A 22,594-nucleotide genomic window follows, 5' to 3' on the forward strand; every position below is an offset into this window, starting at 1 on the left:
GTTACTCCAGAATGTGAGGGTGGAATTCGAGCGCCGAAAAATCGATATGCAGTTCCTGCCCGAACTCCTCGGCGATGTCGTCTTCCTGGTCGTAATACCAGTGCAGCGCGATGGGAAGCTGCTGCTGCGCGGCCTGATCGAGAATATTGAACAGGCTGAACAGCATTTTGGTGCTGGAGCTGTTGAAGTAGGGCAGCGACACATGCACGTCAATACGGGTTGATTGCGCCGTCGCGCTGGCAAGAGGAGTCTGCAGATAGCGCTGAAGGCGCTCAATCAGAGGGCCGTAAAATGCCGCCGCGTTTTCCGGGTAGGACTCCCCGGATAACGAAAGCTGATGTGTGTCAAAGCGAAAATCCACGGTCGGCGTACTGGCTGTGCCGGCGATGTGGAGATTGTCCGTTGTTATTATGTCTGTCATGGTTAAATCACCGCCTTCAGATAAAACGTGGAGAGCCCGGTGGTGGCATCGCTACGAAAGGTGAATTGCAGTGGCTCGCTAGCGTCGCGGGCCACGGTCAGCAGGCCGATATCCGCGCCTTTGCTGGAAGCCGGAATGTCTTCACGCAGCGAGGCCTTATAGGCAAGCCGGATTTCATCCAGCGTCATCGCGCACAGCGGCTCCAGCCGCTGGCGCAGCTTCTCCGCATCCGCCGGATACACCCGGTTGGCACTCAACAAAAAGTATTTTCCCGCCTCAAAGCCGATACACACCGAGCCGCGACGGATTTCATTTTCCTGTTCTTCCGAGGTGAGCGCCGAGGCGGAGTAATGGATGATGTTCTGCACCATTTCCACAAAGCTGGAAAACAGCTTGCGGCGCACGTTGGGCGGCACCCGGCTTTTTTCCAGCTGCAGCCGCACCGTTTCCGCCAGCGAGCAGATGATGTTTTGTGAAAAGTACCCCACGTAGTACAGCGCGATATTTTGCTGCTGGGTGAGGTCAAAAAATTCAGCGTACTTCGTTTCGGACATGTTCCGGTTTTACCTGGTTGATAAAGTTCACGGGTGCCTGAAGCCCCAAAATGTAAGATCGTCCCGTCTTTCCTGAGCTCCCTGCCAGGTGTGATGGTGTTGTAATAGTTGGTTTGCCAGCGCGCTCATGGGTAATTCCATGACGCGTTGCAGCAGGTTTTGCAGCCGGCGTTTGCCGAATTTGATCTGCCGCTCGCCGCCAATCTGATCGAGCAGGCCATCGGTGGTGGCAAAGAACAGATCTTGCGGCGACAGCGGGCGCTGAAAGGCCGGCCAGCTGTAATCGTATGGCGTATTGGTATAGCCCACGCCCATGCGGTCGCTGTCGAGCGTCAGCAGCTCGCCGCTTTGCGCCTCGATCAGAAACGCCGTCATACGGGCGCTGGCCCAGTTGAGAGTCTGTTCGGCGGTATTCACGTACACCACCAGCGCGTCGCAGCCGTCGTCGGAGGCCGTGGTTTGCCCCGGATAGCCGCTCTTTTGGCCCAGCGTGTCCTTGATATAGCGATTGATGCCGCCAAGCAGTCGTCCCGGCTGGTCCGGGCGGTGTTGCGTCAGCGCCTGTTCCAGCGCCGAGTTGAAAATCAGCGTCATGAAGGCGCCGGGCACGCCATGGCCGGTGCAGTCGGCGAGCACCGCCAGCCAGCCGTGGTCATAGCGCCTGAAGGCATAGCAGTCGCCCCCGACGCAGTCGCGCGGTTCCCAGACCAGACACCAGTCTTTCAGCGTGTCGGCCAGCGTCTGCCGGAACGGCGTGAGCATCGCCCCCTGAATCACGCTGGCATATTCTATACTTTGTACGATGTGCTGATGCTGGCGGACATGGGTGTCCGACACGATGCGGAACAGATCGATACCCAGGCCGATACCGAGGTAGCGGCCGTTTTCGGTAATAATAAAGCCGTCGGCCAGAAAGCGGTCGCCGCTGATTACCGCCTTGTCCGCCACGTCGCTCAGCGAGGCGGCGGCTTCGACGATCAGCGGAGTCTTATCCATGAAGGCGATACAGCTTTTTCGGTCATACAGTTCGCGGTAATAAGGGCGGGCCATCTGCGACAGAAAGCTGTGGCGGTTGATCAGGCCGAACGGCCGCCCCTCTTCCACCACCGGCAGGCTCACCAGATCCTTGTGGCGGCTGAACAGGTGCAATACGGTGGCGTTGTCAGTGGTGGGAGATACATCCGGCGTGGTGATACACAAGTCGCGTGCACTTGGGAAGGAAACGAAGCGTAACCGATGTTCCTGTGGCGGTAAGGCACTCATTGTCTTGTCTTTCTGGGAAAATAAGCTGCCGTTAAGGTAACAGCGGCAGATGACGGAAACATGACAAGCCGCTGAAATGCTAAGGAACTGTCAGGTTTGTCTTTACACTCATGACTAAATATTGCTGAGGTGGTCGTTTCATGAACGTTTTTATGCCTTTTTCGTATTAATAAAAAAATAAATTGGCCGATATATTTTAGAGGTGGGTCTGTCTTTTCTATTCCGCTAGTGTGATGCAAAAAATGCGGTGTGAAAAATGAGACTGCGCCGTGTGGTTCGTAAACCACTCTTCTATTTCCTGATAGCTTTGGGCGGCATAAATCTGTTGAGCCGTCCTGCTTGATACTCGCTTCGGCGGGTATGCTGTTTTTCTTTCGGTGTGCAGGTGTTGGTGTGTCGTAATAAATCAGTGCCCTTAGAGGCATGCTATCGTTAAAAAATAAAAAGGGGTGACATCGTGTCCATATCAGGCATTCAGAGTCAAAACATTACATCTTCTTATACACAGCCGACTTATGTCGCCAATAGCAATTCTGGTCCTGGAGACAGCGCCAGCGTCGATGCTATTGGAACAAATAAATCCGGTTCCTTTAAAACCGGAAAAATGAATGATTCGCAAAATAATCAATTTGCGGATAACAATTCCGGCGATACCAGTGATGTGAGCGATCGTACTAAATCGCTGGATGAGCGACTGACTAAAGAAAAACTTCAGAAACAGCAGAGCGAACCTTCCGTTGAGCGCTCGCTGCGTATGACCGGTATCCCGCTTTATGGCGGCGTGCTGGTTTCCGTGGTCAAATATCCGGATGGTCAAAGCGAAAGTTATAACGTATTTACCGGTAAACGTATTACGTCCCCTGAAGCGAATCTGATTGGTTCCCGTTCGCAAGTTGGTAATGCCGAGTTTGGTTATTATAGCCAGGGCTTATATAGCGGCATGTCGGCAGCTGAAGTTTACGAGAAAATACAGCAGATGATGGGCGTGAAATCCGGCGATGTTTCCTGGACGCTGCCGGGTAGCGGAAGTGAATTGCCGCAACCAGGATGATAAGTAAAAATAATCGACGCTATTTTTGCTATTTCGAAAATATATCAATGGCCTGATAAATTATCAGGTGGTTAACTATTTTTATATATTTCCTTTTTTTAGCCTTTCCAGGACCAGGCGCAACGCCTTATTCAACGGTTTATCCTGCCGCATGACAATAGCCAGTGTTCGGTGCAGCGTCGGACTCAGTGGCCGGATATGAAACGCCGACGCCAGCGCGTCAGAACCCACCGACATTTTCGGCACGATGCTGCATCCCAGCCCGGCCAACACCATTTCTTTGATTGCTTCGATACTGCCCAGTTCCATCACCGGTTGCGGTTGTGTGCCTGCGTCGTTGAACCAGCGGTCGATCAACGTGCGGGTGCTGCTGCCGCGCTCGAATAGAATCAGCGGTCGGGAATGCAGAAATGCCGGCGAGATGCTTTCGGGGAAGGCGGGGTCGTTGCTGATGGCGACCAGTTCGTCTTCCATCACCGGCGTAACCGCTACGTTGGCGCTGGGGATAGGCAGCGTCACCAGCCCGGCATCGATGCGGTTGTCAATTACCGCCTGAATAATGTCGCGGGTGTTGCCGGTGCGCACGCCCACCGTCAGTCGGGGGTAGTCCTGTCGCAACTGACGCAGTAACGACGGCATCAGGTGAATGCAGGCGGTGGCGCCGGTGCCCAGAATCACATGTCCCATGACATCTTCGGTATATTCGGCGATGGCCTGACGGGTTTCACCCAACAGCCGGTGAATCTGTTCCGCTTTGATCAACAGCATATCGCCCGCCGGCGTTGGCCGCAGGTTTTTACCGCTGCGCTCGGCCAGCCGCACGCCAAAATAGTGCTCCAGTTGACGGAATTGCTGGCTGACCGCGGGTTGACTCAGATTGAGCCGGTTGGCCGCCGCGGAAAAGCTGCCTTCCCGTATCACCGTGGTAAAGGTTTCCAGCAGTTCCAGATTCAACCTGGCCATATCAAACTTTCCTTTATGACGGGCATAAGTGTTTGTGTCTGTTGCCGATATCGGGCGTTGGTTAAGCTAGCTGAAGTCCCGCTTCCGCACACGTTGGTTGATGCGGCAAGGGGGCTAAGCCTAATCGCTAACTCGCTGTTCTGACAAGGATACACCAATGAGCGCCATTATAATTGAGGATGCCCGGGCGGAACATATCGCCGCCATCAGGGATATTTATGCTCAACATGTCCTGCATAGTATCGCCACCTTTGAAACCGAACCGCCCGATGAGGCGGAAATGCGCCAGCGCTGGCAGAAAATCCGTGATGCCGGGCTGCCCTGGCTGGTGGCGACGCAAAACCAGCAGGTGCTGGGATACTGTTATCTGGGGATGTACCGCACCCGCTTTGCCTACCGTTTCACGCTGGAAGATTCGATCTATCTGCACCCGGACCATCTGGGGAAAGGCGTCGGTAAGCGCTTGCTGTCCGCCGCATTATCGCGGGCGGAGCAGCAGGGATACCGCCAGGTGATATCGGTGGTGGGCAACAGCGAAAATCAGGCCTCGCTGCAGTTGCATCTGTCGCTGGGCTTTGAGCGGATCGGGACGTTGCGTTCGGTAGGTATGAAGCATGGTCGCTGGGTGGATACCGTGTTGCTGCAACGCGCGTTGGGGGAGGGGGATGCCTCTTTGCCGCATGTCTGAGTCCGCCGGACGCCGCCGGGTCACCGTCTGCATCGGCATGACCCAACTGATTAACTGGGGAACGGCGTTCTACCTTCCCGGCGTGTTTTGCGCCGCCATCGCGGCGGATCGCGGCTGGAGCCCGACGCTGGCGTTTTCCGGCGCCACGCTGGCGCTGATGGTCATGGGGTGCCTGTCGCCTTACGCCGGTCGGTTGCTCGACCGGGCAGGCGGCCGGCGAGTCATGATGCTGGGCGGTGGCGGCAGCGCCGCCGGCTGTATGCTGATGGCCGCGAGCACCGGTATGACGGACTATTTTATGGCCTGGGTCATGCTGGGCGTCGGGATGCGGCTGTCGCTGTATGAAGCGGCCTTCGCCACGCTGGTCGCACTGTATGGCGGCGAGGCCCGGCGCGCTATTTCGCTGGTCACGTTGTTTGGCGGCATCTCATCGTCCCTGTTCTGGCCGTTGGGCATGGCGTTGCTGAACGGGCTGGGCTGGCGCTGGGGCGTGGCGATTTACGGCGTCATCGTGTTATCGGGTTTGCTGTGGCTGTGGGCGCTGCCGCAACCGGCGTCGCAGTTGGCGCACCGGACCGGGGAGCAGACTCAAACCTCGCTGACCGCGGATGCGCGGACCCTGCTTCCCGCGGTGCTGTACGCGGTGCTGATGGCATTGTTTAGCTTTCTGTCCGCCGGCATTTCCGCGCACCTGCTGGCAATACTGACTGGGTTTGGCGTATCGGCCTCGCTGGGCGCGTTGTGGGGCGTAGGCCAGGTGTGCGCCCGGGTGGGCGATGTGCTGATGGGCGGACGTCTTCCGGCGTTGAAGCTGAGTCTGTTTCTGGGGGCAGGGCTGCCGGTCTGTTTTCTGCTGGCGCTGCTGGGGGAACAGTCGCTGATAGCGGCGGTACTGTTTGTCGCCGGATACGGCGCGGTGAATGGACTCAGTACGCTGGTGAAGGCGGCATTGCCGCTGGAATTGTTTGGCCGGGCGGGATACTCCTCCCGGATTGGGCTGTTGCTGACGCCGGGGTTCTTTTTTTCTGCCGCCGCACCGTCGGTTTATGCGGCGCTCAGGGCCTCGATCGGCGATCGGGGCGTCCTGATGTTTTCTTTCGGCGTAGCCTGTCTGATCACCCTGACCGCAGTGCTGCTTTATCTGACGCGGCAGCGCGCTGCGCGCTCGGTTCTGCTATCCGATGAGTGATTCCGTCAGAGCGTAAGCGTGACGCCCTGACGGAGGTCGTGCGGTCAGCGCTGGCGCTGCTGCGCCTGCCACAGCGCCAGTACGCTCAACAGCGCGGTGATCATCAGGTAGTAACTCGGCGCCAGGCTGCTGCCGGTGGCGCTAATCAGCAAGGTACAGATGAACGGGGCGAAACCGCCGAACACCGTTACCGCCACGTTGTAGCTGATCGCCATGCCGCTGGCACGGGTGGAGATCGGAAACAGGTCGGCCATCATCGACGGCACGGTGGAGAAATACACCGACTTCAACAACGCCATCCAGCCTACCACCACAATCAGCGACACGGCCGACAAGTGCTGGGTCATCAGCCAGAATGCCGGGTAGATGGTGACCGCCAACAGCAGCAGCGCCCCCCACATCAGCGGCAGCCGGCCGACTTTCTCCGCCCACAATCCAACCAGCGGTGTGACGACCGTCAAAATAATGCCGGCGATCAGCGTGGCGCTGAAGGCGGCGCCGGACGGCAGGTGCAGCGTCTTGGTGGCATAGGTGGGGACATAGTTCAGCATGTAGTTGATGGCGGTGGAAATCACCATCAGGCCGACCGCAATCAGAAACAGCGCTTTCTGCCGGGTAAACAGGATCTTGATCGGCGCATGGCTTTTCTCGGCCTGTTCGAAGCCTGCCGGTTCATGCACGTGGCGGCGGATATACAACCCTACCGGCCCAATCAGCAGACCGAAGGCGAACGGGATACGCCAGCCCCACTCCTGAATCTGGGCTTCGCTCAGCGATTGCGATAATCCAAGACCGAACGCCGAGGCCAGCAGGGTGCTGGCGCCCTGGGTGGCGAACTGCCAGCTGGCGATAAACGCGCGGCGTTCCGGGAAGTGCTCCACCAGAAACGCGGTGGAACTGCCGAACTCGCCGCCGGCGGAGAAGCCCTGAATCAGGCGCGCCAGCATGATCAGCACCGGCGCGGCCAGACCGATGCTGGCGTAGGTGGGCATAAAGGTAATCATTGCGCCGCCCAGCAGCATCAGGCTAATGGACAGCAGCAGCGATGCCTTGCGCCCGGCGCGGTCGGCGTAAGCGCCCAGCACGACCGCGCCCAGCGGCCGGATCAGGAAAGAGACGCCGAAGCTGCCGAAGGCCAGCAGCAGCGATACTGCCGGGTCCTGCGTGGGGAAGAACGCATGGGCGATGTAATTGGCGAAGAAGCCGTATACCGCGATGTCAAACCATTCCAGCGCGTTGCCGATGCAGGTGGCGAACAGCGTTTTGTACAGGCTGGGGCGCGCGGTGCTGTAGTGCGAAACGGATGCAGTCGTCATGATTCACCTCAGCTCTGCTCGTGGGCGGCACGGTGTGCACGGTGTTGCGCCAGAACGGCGTGGCCCTGTTCCCCCAGTTCCCAGAACAGGCGGGTCATGATCTGCAAGCCTTCGCGGGCAACGCTGACCAGCATGTGCTCATCCACGGCGTGCTGGCCGCAGGCCGGGTAAGAGTGCGGGATCCACAGGGTCGGCAGGCCGAGAATTTCGGCAAACACTTCGTTGGGCAGCGAACCGCCGAGGTTGGGCAGCAACGCCGGCTTTTTATCGCTGGTTTGGCGCATCAGGTCGAGCGTCCAGTTCACCAGCGGGTCGGTCGGGTCGAGACGGGTCGCCGGCGTACCGCGCACGTCGCTGATTTCCACCATCGTGAAGCCGTGCTCGTCGAGGTGATGGCGCAGATGCTGCGCCAGTTGCTGCCAGTCGGTGCCGACGACAAAACGCAACTGACATACCGCGGTGGCGTGACCGGGAATGGCGTTCATCGGCCGCTGCGGATTGCCGGTCAGGAATGACAGCACTTCCAGCGTGTTCCAGCCGAACAGCCGCTCGGATGGGCTCAGACCCGCTTCGCCCCACTGCGGATCGATGGCCGGATCCGTCGCTTGCCCGCCGGGCGCGATGTCCGCCAGAATCGTGCGCAATGCCGGCGTCAGGCGCGGCGGTTTCAGCGCCGCCACCTGCATCTGACCATGTTGGTTGACCAGACTGGCGATGGCGTTGGCCAGTTGAGTGCCGGGGTTGCTCAGCAGACCGCCCCAGTTGCCGGAGTGGTAATCCCGCTCGCGGGCGCGGATGGTCAGGCGGAAGTTGACGCAGCCGCGCGAGCCGAGGAACAGCGTTGGGCGTTCGGCGTTGAGGCGCGGGCCGTCCGAGGCGATGAACAGGTCGGCTTGCAGCGCCTGCGCATGCTGGCGGCACACCTCGGCCAATCCCGGCGAACTGATCTCTTCGCCCATTTCGAACAGCCACTTGCAGTTAAAACCGAGTCGTCCCTGACGGGCCTGAAATACCTGCTCCAGCGCGGCAATATTGATCGAGTGCTGGCCTTTGTTGTCGGCGCTGCCGCGACCGTACCAGCGGCCTGCCTGTTCCACCAGTTGCCACGGGGAAAGCCCTTCGCTCCAGTGTTCGTCGTCGCCGAACACCACATCGCCGTGGCCGTAACACAGCACGGTGGGCAAGGCGGCGTCTTCGATGCGCGAGGCGATCAAAAACGGGCGGTTGGCCGCGGCCGGATTATCGATTTGCTGTAATTCGAAACCCAGCGCCTGCAGGGCCGGGATGATTTCCTCGGATAAATACTGTTGCAACGCCGCGTCCCGGTCGGTGCGCTGACTTTCGCTGGCGATAGCGACGCGACGCGCCAGTACGTCACGGAAGCGGCCGCTGTCGAAATACGCCAGCGCCTGTTGAATAACCTGTGGTGTTGTCATGTTGTGCCTGTCTGTCTGTGGTGATGTTTTTTTAGTGATGTTTTTTTAGTGATGGTATTAACCACGTTCTAAATCATCGCCAGCATTGCCACAATAATAATAATTGCAAGCAAGCTTTGCTTTTAATATAAAGCTTGCTTGCACAAAAACGAGGCAGGCGGAGGGGCGATGCGATGCATAGTAACGAAATCAGGTATTTTCTGGCGGTCGCCAATACCGGCTCCCTGAGCGCCGCCAGCCAGCAGCTGTTTGTGGCGGTGTCGGCCATCAGCCGACAGATTCACAAACTAGAAGAACGCATCGGCGCACCGCTGTTTGAACGCCATGCCCGGGGCATGGTATTGACCGACGCCGGGCAAATTCTGGAAAACCACGTGCGCAAGAGCATGATGGACATGGAGTACGCCATTGCCGAGATTCAGGGGCTGAAGGCGGTGCGGCGAACGTTTGTGCGCGTCGCCTGTACTGACGGCATGGCGTTTGATCTGCTGCCGGGGCTGTTTGCCCGTTTCCGGCAGGACAACCCGGCCGTGACGTTCTTTCTACAGGTCGGCACCGCGATACAGGTATCGGAAATGGTGCGCAACGGCGAATGCGATGTGGCGTTTCAGTTCAGCCTGTCGCCGGAGCGCGGCGTCGAGGTGATGGCGTCTTACCCGGCACCAGTGCTACTGCTGATGCGGCCGGATCACCCGCTGGCGGACAAAGCGGTCCAACTGGCGGATCTGCACGGGTTTCCGCTGGTGCTGCCGCAGCAGGGCACCACCATTCGCCAATTGTTCGATCTCTCCTGCCGGATGAGCGGCACTTTTCTGGAACCGGCGCTCAGTTGCAACAACTTCTCCGCGCTTTACTACTTCATGCAGCAGACGCCGGATGCCGTTACCGCTTGCAGCCATTTTTCGGTGCTGTACCGGGCGCGGGAGGACGGTTTGCTGCTCAAGCCGGTGCGCAGCGAACCGCTGACCCAGCGCAGCCTGCAGGTGCAGACGCTGGCGGGCAAGCATCGCTCCGCCGCGCTAAGCCATTTCATCACCTTTATCATCGACGAATTGGATCGTGAGCATGCGCGTCTGGCGGCGGATATCGGGCTGGAGCCGATACGTTCCGGTAGCCGGTAAACGCCCGGCTAGCGCTGCCAGCGGCAGATACGCCAGCCTTTCTCCTGCGCCAGCGCCGCCAGTTCTGGCGCCGGGTTGATGGCGTAAGCCTGATCGACGAATTCCAGCATTGCCTGGTCGTTGAGCGAATCGCTGTAGCCGTGCAACTGGTCGAATGGTTCGCCATCGCGTTGCGCCAGCCATTCGCGTATCCGGATCACTTTACCGTGCTGATACGTCGGCATGCCGTAGATGTCGCCGGTGAAACGCCCGTCTTCCAGCGTAACGCCGATCGCCAGCGCGTGATCGGCCCCCAGATGGTGGGCGATGGGTTGTACCAGATGCTCGCCGCTGGCGGAAATAATGATCAGGGTATCGCCGCGCTGACGGTGCCAGTCCATGCGCTCGCGCGCCGCCGGGTAGAGCCGGGGCAGGATGTCGCGCCGGATAAAGCGGTCCACCCAGCCGGAGACTGTTTCGGCGCTCAGGCCAATCAGCGGCGACAGCGAAAGATACATGTAATCTTCGATCGCCAATGTGCCCTGATAGTAACGCTGCATCAGGTGTTGTTCCTGCTGTAGCAGTTCCTTGCCGGCAAATCCCTGCGATTCCAGCCAGCGCAGCCACAAGCCGGTGCTATCGGCGCAGATCAGGGTTTCGTCCAGATCAAACAGGGCTAAATCCATCGGGGGCCTCCGGAAGTGAAAAACAGTTAATTTAGAAAAAGTAATTTAAAAACAAGTAATTGAAAAAAATTAAGTGAAAAACAGGTATCACGCGGTCGGTTCGCGGCGGATGGTGCGTCGGGCGCAGCGTCGCCGACGCACCAGTGTATTGGTCAATGATGACAGTCGCGCGTCAGCGCAGTTGTGTCTGGTCAGACGCCGCCAGAACCTCCCGCATGATACCGTTCTGCCAGTCAAAATAGGGGTTGAAGGTTAGCCGCACATAGGTTTTACCCTCTTCCTGATAGCCCCAGTCGGAATACCAGAACCGGCTGCGATCGCGGCATTGGTCGGCAGCAACAGACGTAGGACCATTGTTGCAGAGTATCACCGAGCCGTTGCTGCCATACAGCGGGTTATCCGGCGAGAACAGCACCGACATGTGTGAGAACTGGCTGATGCGCCAATCCGGCAGACGATCGTCGCGTATCTGTTCCCGACTGGTTATGGCGTTGTCCGGCTGACCGTACCAGATCAGACGGCTGGCGGGGTGGGTGAAGTGGGTGCGGAAAAGCTGTCGCAGGTAGGGGGTATCCAGCACCGAGTCGTGTTCGGCAACCACCATCAGCACCGGGCGGTCGTAATCATGGCGCCACAGCAGGCGGCGCACCGCCAGGCTGGAGAGATAGTACTGGGCCAAGCCGTTGGTGGGCACCCGCAGGTAGCGCGTCGTCAGTTGCGCGGGCGCTCCCGGTCGCGGCGTGCGCAACCACTCCCGAAACGGGGCAATCAGCGGCGTCAGGAAGTCAAAGGTTTCATTAGAGCGGATAGCGGGGGAAAACAGCGCCAGCCCGCGGATCTCAGGATGTTCCAGCGCATACTCCAGCGCCAGATTAGCGCCGGTGGAGAACCCGCCCAGATACACTTCATCCACATCACGTTGCAACAGTCTGGCCTGCTCGGCGACCACCCGTCGCCAGTCGTCGAGCGACACCGGGATCATATCTTCCGGCCGTGTGCCATGTCCGGCCAGTAGCACCGTGCGAACAAGGTATCCTTGCCGCGCCAACTCCGGGGCGACATCGCTGAAGGTGCCGGGCGCATCGCCCAGTCCGTGTACCAGCAGGATGCCTTTACGGGGGGAGTCCGCCGGGCGGGTTTCCTGCGGCGTATTCCAGCGCAGCTCTTGTCGGAGATCGTCGGACTGAAACGCCCGATGTTGCCGTACCCACTGTTCGGTTTGCTGTTGGTAAGCATCGAAAGAAGGCTGCCCCAGCGGGGGAAGCGCGGTACGACCACAAGCGGCAAGCAGCGGCAGCGTGATTGCCAGCATCAGCGCCAGCGTTCTTGCCGTTAACAACCGGCGCGAGACAGAGAGGAGCGTGTATTCCATAAAGCCATCCTTGCGGGCGAGCGCGCACAATAATAAGACGGTATGACGGGTGGATTGACGGAAACCATCCGTTGAATCATAACGATAGCGGCCGGTAGGGACAATTTCCCTTTGTATAAAAAAGTGGCGCCGGAAAACGGCGATAGCAGGCAAATACGCTATCGTGGAATGGGCTAAATGAATAGCAATGAAATAATTAAATTTTGTTATTTGTCGATAAGGAGGAATCGGTGCGACAATCATCGCCCCGTCGATTGACATCGGTGAACGGATCAGTGACAGTCCGCCGCCTGGACGATAACCCAAGCAAACAGACGCGCATTGAAGCGCAGACATTGTCGTGCAAAACCGGTCGTGTAAACCAACAGTGTCGTGTAAACCAAAAGGACGCGTGAGATGCGCACAGTGAAAAAACCTTATCCGCCGTTTCACGCCGAGCATGTAGGCAGTTTTTTATTGCCGCACCGCCTTAAGCAGGCCCGGCAGGCGTGGCGGCAGGGGCTCATGACCCACGATCGGCTCACGGAAATCGAAAACGAAGAAGTGCTGAATGTGGTCGAGCGCCAGAAGGCTTGCGGTCTGAGCGCGATTACCGATGGCGAACTGCGTATTCGCGACGGTATCACCGATTTTTTCTCCTGCCTGACGGGTATTGACGTTGATGACACGGCCCTGCCGGACGGCGATGCGCCTTGCCGGTTGCGGGTGGTGGGCAAACTCGATTTTGACGACGCGCACCCTTTTCTGACCCACTATCGCTTTTTGCATCAGGCGGTGGGCAACGACGGGGAGATTCTGGCGAAACAGACGCTTCCCAGCCCGAACATGCTGATGTATCCGGCTATCCGCAACAATGACGTTTACCCGTCGCTGGACGCGTTTTGCGATGATCTGGCCGCGGTGTACCGCAAAGTGATCCAGGCGTTTTATCGCCAGGGATGTCGCTATCTCCAACTGGATGACCTGTTCTGGGCGCGCCTGTGCGACGGCAAGGTGATGGAACGAGAAAACGCGTCCGGGTTTGAATTGCGCGATCTGCTGGAGCGCTGCACCCGTACTTTGAATCAGGCGCTGGCGCAACGTCCGCCGGATATGTTCATCAGCCTGCATATGTGCTGCCGGCGTTTTTCTCCCAACTGGGTTTATGGCTGCGGGCGTGAGGTGATGGGGCATGCGATGGCGAATCTGGCGGTGGACAGCCTGTTCATCGAATACGATGACCGGCGTCCGGTCGGGTTGGAGCCGTTGCGTCAGGTGAGCTGCCAGAAAGTGGTGCTGGGAGTCATGGATTCCCACAGCGCCGCGCTGGAAGCGCCGGATTCGGTCAAGATGGCGATCAATACCGCCTCGTTGTATGTACCGCTGCAACAGCTGGCCATCAGCCCGAAGTGCGGCTTTGGACACGGCGGCCAGGGCGGCATCACGGAAGAACAACAGTGGGCCAAACTGCGACATATGGTGAGTATTGCCCGCGAGATCTGGACGCTGCCGGAGTAAGCTGCTGAAAGACGGCATAATTCTCGGTGAGAATAATTCTTGATATCGCTTCGGGGCTGATTAAACTGGCTGCGCTCGTTGTTACCGAAAAGCGGATATTATGGAGTTACTTCACCTTGTCTACCGGCAGTATCGCTGGCCGTTCCTGACCGTCATCTTTCTTAGCCTCGCCAGCGCGGCGCTGGGGATTGGCCTGATCGCTTTCATTAACCAGCAACTGATTGAGGCCGTTAGCCCGACGCTGCAGGTACTGCCGGGGTTCATCGGCTTACTGGTATTGCTGATGGCGGTGACGCTGGCTTCGCAGCTGGCGCTGACCGTGCTGGGCCACCATTTCGTCTGCCGCCTGCGCGGGCAACTGATCAAACGTATTCTCGACACCGGGCTGGAACGGTTGCGGCAGATTGGCCCCGCGCAGTTGCAGGCCAGCCTTGCCAGCGATATCCGCACCATCACGCTGGCGTTTGTGCGCCTGCCGGAACTGGTGCAGGGCATCATTCTGACCTTCGGCTGCGCTGCTTATCTGGCCTGGCTGTCACCGCGCATGATGCTGGTGACGGCGTTGTGGGTGGCGCTCACCATCTGGGGCGGCTACTGGCTGGTTTCCCGCGTGTATCGCCATTTCAGTCGGGTGCGCGAAGAGGAAAACCGGCTGCACGAAGATTACCAGCGGGTGATCGACGGCTGCAAAGAGCTGTCGCTGAACCGCGACCGGGCGCGCCAGCTGTATGAACAGGATTATCAGCGCCATGCCGACGACTACCGTCACCATATTATCCGGGCGGATACCTACCACCTGAGCGCCATCAACTGGTCGAATATCATGATGCTGGGCGCGATCGGCGCGGTGTTCTTTATGGCCAACAGTCTGGGCTGGGCCGATAACGCGGTGGCCGCCACCTATTCCCTGATTCTGCTGTTTTTGCGCACGCCATTGCTGCAGGCGGTAGGCGCGTTTCCTACGCTGGTCAGCGCCCAGGTGGCGTTTGACAAGCTGCGCCAGTTGAAACTGGTCGATTATCAGCCGGGGTTTTCGTCGGCATCCGCCCCCCGCCAGTGGCAAACCCTGACGCTGCGCGATGTCTGCTTTCGCTATGACGACGGCGGGTTTGAGGTCGGACCGATCAATCTCACGCTGCGGCGCGGCGAGCTGGTGTTCCTGATCGGCGGCAACGGCAGCGGCAAGTCAACGCTGGCGATGCTGCTGACCGGGCTATACACGCCGGTGTCGGGCGAGCTGACGCTGGATAACCGGCCGGTGCCGCTGGAGCAGTATCAGACGCTGTTTTCGGCGGTGTTTACCGATTTCCACCTGTTTGATCGCCTGATGGGGCCGCAGGGCGGCGCTCCGGATACATCGCTGGTATCCGATTGGCTCGACCGGCTCAATATGCGCCAGAAACTGCATATCACGGAGCAGCGCATCCTGAATTTGTCGCTCTCGCAGGGGCAGCGCAAGCGGGTGGCGTTGCTGCTGGCGGTAGCGGAGCAGCGCGATGTTCTGCTGCTGGATGAGTGGGCCGCCGATCAGGACCCGCAATTCCGCCGGGTGTTTTATCAGGTGTTATTGCCGCAACTACGCTCGGAAGGAAAAACCGTTATCGCCATCAGCCATGACGACCACTATTTCGAACAGGCGGACCGGCTGCTGGAAATGCGCGCCGGCACGCTGGTGGAACTGGTTGGCGACGCCCGCCGCGAGGCCAGCCGCGATGCGGTTGCCCGCATCAGCCTCGTTGAAGAAGATGCCGCTGAAAATAGGCCGCTTATTCAGTGATCTGGCTCTCCTGTTGACCATCAGACGCTATACAGCCTTTAGGGGGCGCTGCAACATAAGCGCCGATGCCAGCTTTCCGGCTGGCAGATAAGGAGTTTTTCGATAAAAAAAACGATCGGCTGATGCCGGTTTCCGGGCAGGAACAGCCCGATCGTCCTCTGACCCATTAAAGAGAATCTGTTATGGAACGATGGTTTAAATCTCTGTTTATTCTTGTTTTCTTCTTTGTTTTTACGGCCAACGCGGCGGATAAACTGCCAAATATCGTCATCCTGGCAACCGGCGGTACTATTGCCGGTTCGGCGGCGACGAGCACCCAGACCACCGGTTACAAGGCGGGCGCGCTTGGCGTGGATACGCTGATCAACGCCGTGCCTGACGTGAAAAAACTGGCTAACGTGAAAGGCGAGCAATTCGCCAACATGGCCAGCGAAAACATGACCGGCGATGTGGTGCTGAAACTGAGCCAACGGGTGAACGCGCTGCTGGCGCGTGATGATGTGGACGGCGTGGTGATTACCCACGGTACGGACACGCTGGAGGAGTCGGCCTATTTCCTCCACCTGACGGTGAAAAGCGACAAGCCGGTGGTATTTGCGGCGGCGATGCGTCCGGCCACGGCCATCAGCGCCGACGGTCCGATGAACCTGCTGGAGGCGGTTCGCGTGGCGAGCGACAAACAATCTCGCGGCCGCGGCGTGCTGGTGGTGCTCAATGATCGTATCGGTTCCGCCCGTTATATCACCAAGAGCAACGCCTCGACGCTGGACAGTTTCCGGGTGAATGAAGAAGGTTATCTGGGGGTCGTGATCGGCAACCATATCTACTACCAGAATCGTCTCGACAAACTGCATACCAACCGTTCGGTGTTCGATGTGCGCGGCCTGACCTCGCTGCCGAAAGTCGATATTCTTTATGGGTATCAGGATGACCCGGAATACCTGTACGACGCCGCCATCAGCCACGGTGTGAAAGGCATTGTCTATGCCGGTATGGGCGCGGGTTCGGTGTCGGTGCGCGGCATCGCCGGCATGCGCAAGGCGCAGGATAAAGGCGTGGTGGTGATGCGCTCCTCCCGCACCGGCAACGGCATCGTGCCGCCGGATGAGGCGCTGCCGGGTCTGGTCGCGGATTCTCTTAACCCGGCGCATGCCCGTATCCTGTTGATGCTGGCATTGACCCGCACCAGCGATCCGGCGGTGATCCAGGACTATTTCCATACCTATTGATCGGCGCTTTTGCCGCACGCACAGGCCGCCGACTGGCGGCCTGACTGTTTGTCATGCGACCGGCGGCATAACACCGGTTTTTACGGCGTAACTTGCCATATTTGGTAAGCATTATGGCGTGTTGTGCTGAATTTAAACGGAAAGCTGGCGTGAAGTGGCTTTCCCCATGCCGGGGCAGCGCGGAGGCTTTCTTAATGAGGATTATTGCCTGTATGATTCTGCTCTTGGTTCGACAGGCGCCGGCTGGCAGCAGTCCCCGCTGCGGCTGGCAGGCCTGAGAAAAATAAGGACTGGTCGTGACATGACACAACCCATTTTTATGGTCGGTGCCAGAGGGTGCGGAAAAACCACGGTTGGCGGTGAGCTGGCGCGGTCGCTTGGCTATGAGTTTGTCGATACGGACATTTTTATGCAGCATACCAGCGGCCTGACCGTGGCGGATGTGGTCGCCGCTGAAGGGTGGCCGGGGTTTCGCCGCCGGGAAAGCGAGGCATTGCACGCGGTGACGGCGCCGAACCGGATTGTGGCGACCGGCGGCGGTATGGTGCTGCTGGAACAGAATCGTCAGTTTATGCGTACGCAGGGGATCGTAATCTACCTACACGCGCCGGCGCAGGCGCTGGCGCAGCGGTTGCAGGCCAGTCCGCAGGCGCACCAGCGACCGACGCTGACCGGGCGGCCGATCGCCGAAGAGATGGAAGCGGTGCTCAGGGAGCGCGAAGCGCTGTATCAGGATGTGGCGCACTATGTGGTGGACGCCACCCGGGCGCCGGCCGTGATTGTTTCGGAACTGGTGCAGACACTGCGTCTGCCGGCGGCCTGACGGTCAATCGATTTTTTAACAGAAAGGTTGGGCATTATGCTGAATGTAAATGAGTATTTTGAAGGGAAAGTAAAATCCATCGGTTTTGACGGCAGCCGCATCGGCCGCGCCAGCGTCGGGGTGATGGAAGCCGGCGAATATACCTTTGGCACCGGGCAGGCGGAAGAAATGACGGTAGTCAGCGGCGCGCTGAACGTGCTGCTGCCGGGCGAGCAGGAATGGCAACTGTTTGAAGCCGGTGCGGTCTTCAACGTGCCGGAAAAAAGCGAATTCAAGCTGAAGGTGTCCGAACCATCGTCCTATCTGTGCCGTTATCTCTGATTTCGGTCATCTTTTCCTTTCGTGATAATCGGCTGTCGGTGATATCGGCAGCCGTTTTCTGATATGTCGTTTCTGATATGTCGTTTCTGATATTAAGTTACGCTCCCGGCTTATCCATGCCGCAGTGCCATCTGTTTGTCATCCTGCCGCCATATGATTGTAGAAACGTTTTGCTATTCCATTTTATATACCCGTCATACTTCAAGTTGCAGGTGTGTTGGCTGCGCTCATTCACCCGAATCACTTACCTGAGTAAGCTCATCGGGATTCACTCACTTGCCGCCTTCCTGCAACTCGAATTATTTTGGGTATAGTGATAATGACGTTTGGTAATTACCCATCGAAACGATAGTGATTTGAAAATATATATTTGGCTATATTGTTGATTTGTTATTAATTGCAAAATTCATATTATTTTCTTATATGAAAAATTTCAGATAAATCTGTAAATCTGATAGCGGCCATTGTATTTTCCTGTGAGAGGGCCTTCCTGTTGGTTGCGGTGTCGTTAGTCCGCGTAATTGAGAGGAGATACTTCTGACAAACAGTTTCACTTTCTCGAATGGAATGCCTCGTAACTGATGAGGCGATCGTTGTGGTTATCTAAAAAAAAGCATTTCAATAATTACGTGGTCACTATGCTTAAAACTACTCGCGCTCGTATTCTGGCCGTGTGCACGGCTATCATTGTGGTTGCCCTGGTAATTAACACTTTTTTGAATTACCGGGTGACTGATAAATATAACGATGAATCCATCAATAACCTGCTTACCGCCGTGACCGCTGGCCACAGCCTGGCCATCAGCGACTGGGTAGCCGCTAAAAAACAAATCATTACGTCGCTCAATAGCGTGGTGCTGACCAACGATGATCCGATTCCGGTGTTCAAACAGATGACGACGGCGGGCAGCTTCATCAACGTGTATATGGGGTACGCCAACCACACCGCCAAATTTGCCGATCCCGGCGGCATTCCGGCCAATTATGACCCTACCGTCCGCCCCTGGTACCAGCAGGCGGTGAGAGAAGGTAAAGCCATCGCGACCGCGCCGTATCTGGATATGGCGACCAATACCATTGTGGTGTCGTTTGTGGCGCCGGTGCTGGACGGCGGCAGCGTTAAGGGCGTGCTGGGCAGCGACGTGACCATGGACAGCGTCATCGCCAACGTCAAAGCCATCCATCCGACGCCCGCCAGCTACGGCATTCTGATTCAGGCCGATGGCACCATCATCGCCCATCCGGACGCCAAACTGACGTTGAAAAAACTGACCGAAATCGCCCCGCAGGTGAATCTGGGACAGGTGCTGAAATCCGACCGCCCGGTGCAGTTGAACATCAGCGGGCGCGACATGCTGGTAAGAACTCAGCCGGTGGTCGGCACCGACTGGTATGTGCTGGTCGCGCTGGACAAGGCGGAAGCCACCGCCGGTATGGGCTCGCTGCTGTGGACGTCGGTGATCGCGCTGGTGATCATCAGCATTCTGGGTTCGGTGGTGGTAGGGCTGTTGATCAACGCCTCGCTCAAACGTCTGCTGCAGATTCGCGATGCGATGGACGACATCAGCCACGGCACCAACGACCTGACCCTGCGTCTGCCGGACGACGGTCATGATGAAGTGGCGCAGATTGCCCGCTCGTTCAACACCTTTGTCGACAAACTCAGCATGATCATGCTGCAGATTCGCGACATCAGCGCATCGCTGCAAACTGCGACCGACGAAGTGGCGACCGGTAACAACGATCTGGCGTCCCGCACCGAAGCGGCGGCGGCCAGCCTGCAGCAAACCGCCGCCGCGCTGGAGCAGATTTCCGCCACCGTTACCCAGTCGGCCGGTTCCGCCCAGCAGGTGAACGATCGTACCCGCTCGCTGGCGAACGATGCCAGCGTCGGCGGTAAAGTGGTGGCCGAGGTCGTCGACACTATGCAGGAAATCGAGGTGGCTTCCGGTAAGATCGGCGATATTATCGGCGTGATCGACGGTATTGCCTTCCAGACCAATATCCTGGCGCTGAACGCTGCGGTGGAAGCCGCCCGCGCCGGCGAACAAGGGCGCGGTTTTGCGGTAGTGGCTGGCGAGGTGCGTTCGCTGGCGCAGCGTAGCGCGCAGGCGGCGAAAGAGATCAAGGCGCTGATCGAGTCCACCGTAGAGAGCGTGAATACCGGTTCGCGGCAGGTGCGTCAGGCCGGCAACACCATGACCGAAATTGTCGGCGGCGTGTCTTCCGTGAGTACGGTGATGTCGGAAATCACCCATGCGTCAGGAGAACAGATGCGCGGGATTCAGGAGATCAACAAAGCGGTGGCGCAGCTGGATTCAATGGTGCAGCAGAACGCGGCGATGGTGCAGGAAGCGGCATCCGCTTTCGCCTCGTTGCAATCGCAGTCGGAAGAACTGCACTCGTCGATCAGTCACTTTAAGCTGTAACACGACAGGGTGCCGGGTTATCGGGCGAGCCGGATGTTTTGCGAATGGTGATGTTTGTCCGACCTGTGAGTGATTTCGTGCGAGATAAACGGTGGAGTTTCCTTGCCATTTCATCGCACGCACGACAAGGAGAGGCTCAGACGCCGCCTCTCCTTGACCACTGGCTGAGGGCTAAACTGCGGCGCTGCGCGCTACCTTCGGCGTTCGACTTCGCTGTTCGGGCCGCCCGTGACGCGGTTACTCGCCCCATCCCTGGGGCTCGCCCTTCGGGCCAGCGTAAACGCTGTTCAAAAACGTTCCCGACGTTTTTGTCCGGCGCGGCACGGGCTTTCGCGACGTCCTGTCGCTCACCCGGCGAAGTCGCCCACCTCAGCGCAGTTTTGACGCCACAAAAAACCATTACCTGTAAGAAGTTTTGTCGGCAATCAACAGGGAACCAGCTTATCTGGTGCCCTGTTGCGGCTGGTGTAATTACCGCTGCGCCTCGCCACCCAACGCTTCCGTCAGGTTGGCGATCAATGCCGCCACTTCGCCGGTCATCAGCGTAAAGTCGGCGTCAAACCGCTGAGCCACGTCTTCCCGGTCGATATCGTCGTTCTGCTCGCGCAGGGTATCGGCGAATTTCAGACGCTTGAGCGAACCGTCGTCCGCCAGCACCAGTTGGATGCGTTCCTGCCAGTCCAGCGCCAGTTTGGTCACCACTTTGCCCGCTTCGATGTGGGTGGCGATTTCGTCGCTGACCAGCTCCTGTTTCTTGCAGCGAATGACGCCGCCGTCTTCCAGCACCGCTTTCAGTTCGGCTTCATCCTGCAGCGTAAAACCGGCTGGCGTCTGGCCGGAACGTACCCATTCGGTCAACGTCAGCTCGATCGGGTTTTCCATGGTTAACGGCACCACCGGCAGCGACCCCAACGTTTTACGCAACAGCGCCAGCGTATCCTCGGCTTTCTTGGCGCTGGCGGCATCCACCATGATCAGGTGATTGACGGTGTCGATCCACAGTGAAATCTGGCTAAAACGGCTGAACGCACGGGGCAGCAGGCTGTGCAGCACGTCGTCTTTCAGCGCGTCCTTCTCGGTTTTCTTCAGTTTGCGGTGCTGTTCGCCTTCCAGCTTGTCGATCCGGGCCTGCAGCGCCTGCTTAATGACCGGCGCAGGCAGGATCTTCTCTTCTTTGCGGGCGCAGATCAGTATCTGACCGTTGACCACGTGGGTCAGGGCATCGCCGTGCGGCCCCATCGGCGAGACCCAGCCGGTTTTGGTCAGATCCTGACTGCCGCAGGGGGTAAAGGCGAAGGAGGCCAGCTGTGTCTCCATGGCGTCCGCAGAGAGGCTGATATCGCGGCTCAGGCGATAAATCATCAAATTTTTAAACCACAGCATTCTTTCTTCCCAGACTGGCGCGTCGCTGGCGCGTTTCCACGTGATAACGTGGGGCGAGTATCAGGACGCAGGGGTTATTCGCAGCGGGCATGATAACGAATTGTGGTGAGGGAAGGTACGATAATGTCATCATCAGGAATACGCGAGTTCGGTGGATAAACAGGAGACAACGTGCGAATAGGTATTGATTTGGGCGGTACCAAAACCGAGGTCATTGCGCTGACGGACGCGGGGCGTGAGGCATTCCGCCACCGGGTGGCGACGCCGCGCCACGATTATCGTCAAACCCTGCAGGTTATCGCCGATCTGGTTGGCATGGCGGAGCAGGCCACCGGACAGCGCGGCAGCGTGGGCGTCGGTATTCCCGGCACGCTGTCGCCGGTGACCGGCCGGGTCAAAAACGCCAATTCGGTGTGGCTGAATCAGCAGCCGCTGGATCAGGATCTGGCGCAGCTGTTAGGCCGGCCGGTACGGGTGGCGAACGACGCCAACTGCTTTGCGGTATCCGAAGCGGTGGATGGCGCGGCGGCTGGCGCCGGCAAGGTGTTTGCGGTGATTATCGGCACCGGTTGCGGCGCCGGCATCGCCTTGAATGGGCAGGCGCACATCGGGCGCAACGGCGTGGCGGGCGAGTGGGGGCATAATCCGCTGCCGTGGATGGATGCCGACGAATGGCGCGACCAGCAGTCGATGCCTTGCTATTGCGGCCGCACGGGGTGCATCGAGACGTTTATTTCCGGCACCGGCTTTGGCATGGATTATCAGCGCCTGAGCGGCCAGACGCGTCAGGGCCATGAAATTATTGATCTGGCCGGGCGGGGCGATGCGCTGGCGGAACAGGCATTGCAACGCTATGAGCGGCGGCTGGCCAAATCGCTGGCGCATATCGTCAATCTGCTGGACCCGGATGTGATTGTGCTGGGCGGCGGCATGAGTAATGTCAAACGGCTGTATGACACCGTGCCCGGTTTGCTGAAACAGTGGGTGTTCGGCGGCGAGTGCGATACGCCGGTTCGACAGGCGATGCACGGCGACTCCAGCGGCGTGCGCGGCGCCGCCTGGTTGTGGCCGCAAGCGCGGTAAACGTCCAGCGGGG

Annotated in this window: 20 protein-coding genes; 11 read left to right on the plus strand and 9 right to left on the minus strand. The window is 58.6% G+C overall.

From position 1 onward, the window contains the following. Position 1: 1 nt before the first annotated feature. From CPA59_RS05210 to CPA59_RS05220, 3 genes are read right to left on the minus strand one after another with little or no spacing between them, the layout of a single operon-like run. Positions 2-421 (minus strand): DUF1987 domain-containing protein, encoded by a 420-nt coding sequence (locus tag CPA59_RS05210; RefSeq protein WP_107758838.1) that lies wholly within the window; start codon positions 419-421, stop codon positions 2-4. A 2-nt stretch (positions 422-423) separates the two neighbouring features. Beyond that, positions 424-975, minus strand: coding sequence for a SiaB family protein kinase (locus tag CPA59_RS05215; RefSeq protein ID WP_038918127.1), 552 nt, complete (start codon positions 973-975; stop codon positions 424-426). Between the two features lie 27 nt (positions 976-1,002). After that, positions 1,003-2,238 carry a SpoIIE family protein phosphatase gene (locus CPA59_RS05220; protein ID WP_107758839.1) on the minus strand — a complete coding sequence of 412 codons (1,236 nt, stop codon included), beginning with the start codon at positions 2,236-2,238 and terminating at the stop codon, positions 1,003-1,005. Positions 2,239-2,695: 457 nt separating this feature from the next. Here CPA59_RS05220 and CPA59_RS05225 point away from each other — a divergent pair, with 457 nt between their 5' ends. Next, a complete protein-coding gene (locus CPA59_RS05225; RefSeq protein WP_100849086.1) occupies positions 2,696-3,289 on the plus strand; it encodes a hypothetical protein in 594 nt (197 codons plus the stop codon). A gap of 81 nt (positions 3,290-3,370) precedes the next feature. On the opposite strand, the gene CPA59_RS05230 is transcribed toward CPA59_RS05225, so the two are convergent. Then, complete coding sequence (locus tag CPA59_RS05230; RefSeq protein ID WP_100849087.1) at positions 3,371-4,252, minus strand: LysR family transcriptional regulator; 882 nt, start codon at positions 4,250-4,252, stop codon at positions 3,371-3,373. A 157-nt stretch (positions 4,253-4,409) separates the two neighbouring features. Here CPA59_RS05230 and CPA59_RS05235 point away from each other — a divergent pair, with 157 nt between their 5' ends. Both CPA59_RS05235 and CPA59_RS05240 read left to right on the plus strand, forming a co-directional pair. Then, positions 4,410-4,940: a GNAT family N-acetyltransferase gene (locus CPA59_RS05235; RefSeq protein ID WP_107758840.1), complete on the plus strand. Its 531-nt coding sequence runs from the start codon at positions 4,410-4,412 to the stop codon at positions 4,938-4,940. Beyond that, positions 4,933-6,129, plus strand: coding sequence for an MFS transporter (locus CPA59_RS05240; protein ID WP_255412268.1), 1,197 nt, complete (start codon positions 4,933-4,935; stop codon positions 6,127-6,129). Before CPA59_RS05235 ends, CPA59_RS05240 begins: the two co-directional genes overlap by 8 nt. Positions 6,130-6,173: 44 nt before the next feature. On the opposite strand, the gene CPA59_RS05245 is transcribed toward CPA59_RS05240, so the two are convergent. Together CPA59_RS05245 and CPA59_RS05250 are read right to left on the minus strand one after the other, a co-directional pair. After that, positions 6,174-7,445 (minus strand): MFS transporter, encoded by a 1,272-nt coding sequence (locus CPA59_RS05245; RefSeq protein WP_038918135.1) that lies wholly within the window; start codon positions 7,443-7,445, stop codon positions 6,174-6,176. An 8-nt stretch (positions 7,446-7,453) separates the two neighbouring features. Next, positions 7,454-8,881 (minus strand): M20 family metallopeptidase, encoded by a 1,428-nt coding sequence (locus tag CPA59_RS05250; protein ID WP_038918136.1) that lies wholly within the window; start codon positions 8,879-8,881, stop codon positions 7,454-7,456. A gap of 173 nt (positions 8,882-9,054) precedes the next feature. Between CPA59_RS05250 and CPA59_RS05255 the strand changes: the two genes are divergently transcribed. Beyond that, positions 9,055-10,002 carry a LysR family transcriptional regulator gene (locus CPA59_RS05255; RefSeq protein WP_038918138.1) on the plus strand — a complete coding sequence of 316 codons (948 nt, stop codon included), beginning with the start codon at positions 9,055-9,057 and terminating at the stop codon, positions 10,000-10,002. An 8-nt stretch (positions 10,003-10,010) separates the two neighbouring features. On the opposite strand, the gene CPA59_RS05260 is transcribed toward CPA59_RS05255, so the two are convergent. Continuing rightward, positions 10,011-10,667: an HAD family phosphatase gene (locus CPA59_RS05260; RefSeq protein WP_038918139.1), complete on the minus strand. Its 657-nt coding sequence runs from the start codon at positions 10,665-10,667 to the stop codon at positions 10,011-10,013. Positions 10,668-10,839: 172 nt separating this feature from the next. Next, on the minus strand, positions 10,840-11,979 hold the full coding sequence (locus CPA59_RS05265) for an alpha/beta hydrolase (protein WP_369831429.1): 1,140 nt from the start codon (positions 11,977-11,979) through the stop codon (positions 10,840-10,842). 456 nt (positions 11,980-12,435) lie between these two features. On the opposite strand from CPA59_RS05265, the gene CPA59_RS05270 reads away from it, so the two are divergent. The 6 genes from CPA59_RS05270 to CPA59_RS05295 all read left to right on the plus strand — a co-directional run bounded on the left by CPA59_RS05270 (position 12,436) and on the right by CPA59_RS05295 (position 20,115). After that, positions 12,436-13,536 (plus strand): 5-methyltetrahydropteroyltriglutamate--homocysteine S-methyltransferase, encoded by a 1,101-nt coding sequence (locus CPA59_RS05270; RefSeq protein ID WP_038918140.1) that lies wholly within the window; start codon positions 12,436-12,438, stop codon positions 13,534-13,536. Between the two features lie 100 nt (positions 13,537-13,636). Continuing rightward, positions 13,637-15,313, plus strand: a complete 1,677-nt coding sequence (locus CPA59_RS05275) for a multidrug ABC transporter permease/ATP-binding protein (protein ID WP_100849092.1) — start codon at positions 13,637-13,639, stop codon at positions 15,311-15,313. 182 nt (positions 15,314-15,495) lie between these two features. Then, positions 15,496-16,542 (plus strand): asparaginase, encoded by a 1,047-nt coding sequence (locus CPA59_RS05280; protein ID WP_107758843.1) that lies wholly within the window; start codon positions 15,496-15,498, stop codon positions 16,540-16,542. Positions 16,543-16,843: 301 nt separating this feature from the next. Further along, positions 16,844-17,365, plus strand: coding sequence for a shikimate kinase AroL (gene aroL, locus CPA59_RS05285; RefSeq protein WP_038918143.1), 522 nt, complete (start codon positions 16,844-16,846; stop codon positions 17,363-17,365). A 36-nt stretch (positions 17,366-17,401) separates the two neighbouring features. Beyond that, entirely contained in the window at positions 17,402-17,686 is a 285-nt protein-coding gene (gene ppnP / locus CPA59_RS05290) for a pyrimidine/purine nucleoside phosphorylase (protein WP_038918144.1), read from the plus strand. Positions 17,687-18,324: 638 nt separating this feature from the next. After that, positions 18,325-20,115, plus strand: coding sequence for a methyl-accepting chemotaxis protein (locus tag CPA59_RS05295; protein ID WP_038920838.1), 1,791 nt, complete (start codon positions 18,325-18,327; stop codon positions 20,113-20,115). A 471-nt stretch (positions 20,116-20,586) separates the two neighbouring features. Here the strand turns inward: CPA59_RS05295 and rdgC are convergent, their stop codons facing one another. Continuing rightward, positions 20,587-21,498, minus strand: a complete 912-nt coding sequence (rdgC, locus tag CPA59_RS05305; RefSeq protein WP_033570236.1) for a recombination-associated protein RdgC — start codon at positions 21,496-21,498, stop codon at positions 20,587-20,589. A 171-nt stretch (positions 21,499-21,669) separates the two neighbouring features. Between rdgC and mak the strand changes: the two genes are divergently transcribed. Beyond that, positions 21,670-22,581, plus strand: a complete 912-nt coding sequence (gene mak, locus CPA59_RS05310; RefSeq protein ID WP_100849095.1) for a fructokinase — start codon at positions 21,670-21,672, stop codon at positions 22,579-22,581. The last annotated feature ends 13 nt before the right edge of the window (positions 22,582-22,594 follow it).

Origin of the sequence: Dickeya sp. Secpp 1600 (assembly GCF_003049805.1) — a bacterium.
GTDB classification, from domain to species: domain Bacteria; phylum Pseudomonadota; class Gammaproteobacteria; order Enterobacterales; family Enterobacteriaceae; genus Dickeya; species Dickeya fangzhongdai.